The sequence below is a fragment of the Aphanizomenon sp. CS-733/32 genome, from assembly GCF_028330045.1.
GTDB classification, from domain to species: Bacteria; Cyanobacteriota; Cyanobacteriia; order Cyanobacteriales; family Nostocaceae; genus Dolichospermum; species Dolichospermum gracile.
Genome location: NZ_JAQMSE010000111.1, coordinates 1 through 2913, shown reverse-complemented (window position 1 = coordinate 2913; position 2913 = coordinate 1). Strand labels below are relative to the sequence as shown.

Genomic DNA, 2913 nt, shown 5'->3' with positions numbered 1-2913 from the left:
ATATTTTGTTCGTTTCGTCGCTGTAGCCTTCTTTGTTTTCGCTACGCTCAAATACAATTTGGGCTACGCAACTCAACTCACGCGCATTCATCCCACGCTCCTAAGAGTGAGACGTGGGGCTTCTGCTGATTAAGCTAAACCATCCATTTCATCCATTTGCCAATCACAAATAATCAAAGCCGGATGATGCCTATAAGCTTCTTCCACCCCCTTTACACCGCTAGAAGCAAGAATAACTTCATATTCCTGTCCTTACAATGCTTGTTTAAGAATCATTTGGACAACTTTATCATCATCAATCACCAAAATTTTGAATTGAGAATTAGACATTTCCAGCATGATTAAGTCAGGAGTCAAGAAGAAGGAAGCAAGAAGTAGTGTAACGTAAATAATTAAAGGTTTGTAGTAAGGTCTTTAGACCTGAAAGTAGGGCTAAAGCCCTAACTACGAGCCAATTTCAAAATCTGTTAACTTACTTAACATAGTTCTATTTATTTTTGCCTACCTACTTAGACATTCTTCCTTTGCGTCTTTGCGCCTTTGCGTGAGCTACAAAATTACCGATAAAAATCAGAAATGATCACTAAGGAACATCAATGGGAATCAGACCATTTTCTGGAACATAACCAGAAAAACAACCATCATCAGAAGACACCAAAATCAACCGCAGAGGATAATCTGGAGGGACTCGCAAATCAGCCCAAGGTACTGCTATTTCCAAGCAAGAACCTAACGCAACTTGGGCGCGAGAGGCACGGGGATACCATAAATGATTGTCTCCTGCGGCTCGAAACTGCACCGATTGACTGAGTAAATTAATTTCTAAATGATGGTGAAATAGATAATTCAAAGGTGCGCTGTCTGGTACTTCGGCGAGAGGTATGGAACTATTCACCATTGTTCTATCTGGATAATACCAGAATAGGTGCAAATCTGGAGGTATATCTTTGCCGGGAACAGCGCCAGTTTTAAAATCTACTCGCACATAAAAATTCAAATGGTCTACCCCATACCATAAACGTTGGATAGTGCTGCTATTGTGCATTGTTCCCCTTGCACCACCAACTTCAATCCGCCCAGCTTTATCCCAATCTTGTTCATCACCTTTACCATCTATAACAGGATGAATAAAGCCTTGTGGTTTATGATCAGAACGGGCTTGATGGATTTCCAGGGGGGTGTGCAGATATGGAGGTATGGGTTCATTTAAGGCTTTGTAAATGCCATAGAGATGTTCCCGAAACAATTGGTCAAAAATGGCATCTTGGTTGGAAGAATGTCCCTCTCCAAACCACCAAAACCAGTCTGAACCTTCAGCCGCATATAGGGCTTCCCAGGCGGCTGGGTTGTTTTGTTCTGTGGCTTCGGGATGATTTGCTAAGACTTGTCTAGCTGCGGTGAGGTAGTCCCAGGCGCGGTTTTTGACGGGATCTCCGATCCATGTGGTAAAATTGCCGTCTACCCAAGAACCACTATGGAGTTGTCCAGCGGGAATAGTGGCGGTGGGTGGGTGTTTTTCAATGAATTCGGAAACGGTGACAAGTTTGATATGGGGTTCATTGCTCAAACTTTCATACAATGTTTCCAAGAAGTCTTTTCCGTCGTGGGGATAAAATTCCCAACAATTTTCCCCGTCTAGGGCAATTGTCACTAACCAAGGTTGACCATCGTTACTTTCTTTTTGTTGTTTAGAAATTGCTTGCAAATGTCCGACTAAATCTGCTGCGGCTTTTTTTGCTGGCATAGACCCGTAGGTAAAGCCAATTAAATCTGATAATCTGTGATCACGAAAAACTATAGATACATCACCAGCGGCAGTTTGCAAACGATAGGGACGATAGAGCAGTTCTGGTTCTTGGACATTTCCCGCAGCGTCACGATGAAAGAAGTGTTTTAATGACCAGCCTAAAACCGCTTCATCTGAGCAAATCCACTTAAAGCCTTGTTTAATAATATATGGCAAAATTCCTGGACTAACGGACTGTTCCGAAGGCCATAAACCTCTAGGATCTTGCCCAAACCTGTCTATATACAAATCCCAGGATTTTTGTAAATGTCGAGAAATATCTTCCACCCACTGAAACCGCTGTTTGGGTAATGTCATCTGCGGCACAGCTACTCGTCCGGCGTTAGTATCAGCTAAGAGGGGTAAAATCGGGTGAGTGTAGGGTGTAGTGGTAACTTCCAGTTGTCCACTGTCCTGCATTTTCCGATGTTGGGGAATAATCTGACTAAGAATTTGCCGCTGTTTGGAATAAATGCGTTGGCGATCGCCTAAACTGAAGTTACGTCCCTGTGCTAACCAGGCTGCAATTTCCGGGTCGTGCCAAAACAAAGGATCAATCCAAGCTAAATTATGCCACGCTAGTAAATCCCCATAATCTGACAACTGCCAATTTGCTAAACACCAATTTTGTCCCTGTTCCTGTCTCTGATAATATAACTGGGCATAACGAGGATGGGGATCAATCAAAGTATGATGATTAGCATCAAAGAAATGTTGAACAATAAACTCCTTCTGTTCACGGGTCAACTTTTCTACAGGAGTCAAACTAGCAGTTAAATAAGGGTCAAAAGCCGTACCCGCAACATAATCTTCTATTTGCAATATTAATGAAGGCACTAAATTCACCGTTTGGTGCAATTTCGGATACTTCTCTAACAATAATATTAAATCTAAATAGTCCTTAGTCCCATGTAACCGTACCCAAGGCAAGCGATATTGTTGACTAGTCACCAAAGAACTACCATTTTCAGGAGACTTGTACAACGGTTGATGTTGATGCCAGATAAACGCAACGTGCAGAGGATGAGACATAGATTATGTAAAATAGGTGACAGGTGACAGGTGACAGGTTACAGGTTACAGGTTACAGGTGACAGGTTACAGGTTACAGGTTACAGGGGACAGGT

Annotated in this window: 1 protein-coding gene; it reads right to left on the bottom strand. The window is 42.5% G+C overall.

Annotated features, from left to right (window positions below; all coding sequences use genetic code 11):
* Window positions 1-583: 583 nt before the first annotated feature.
* Entirely contained in the window at window positions 584-2818 is a 2235-nt protein-coding gene (locus tag PN471_RS08330) for a glycoside hydrolase (protein WP_271776439.1), read from the bottom strand.
* Window positions 2819-2913 lie beyond the last annotated feature (95 nt).

What these genes read in the sequence shown, in the direction of transcription:
- PN471_RS08330 (WP_271776439.1), bottom strand. Translation starts at nt 2,818, where the DNA reads ATGTCTCATCCTCTGCACGTTGCGTTTATCTGGCATCAACATCAACCG.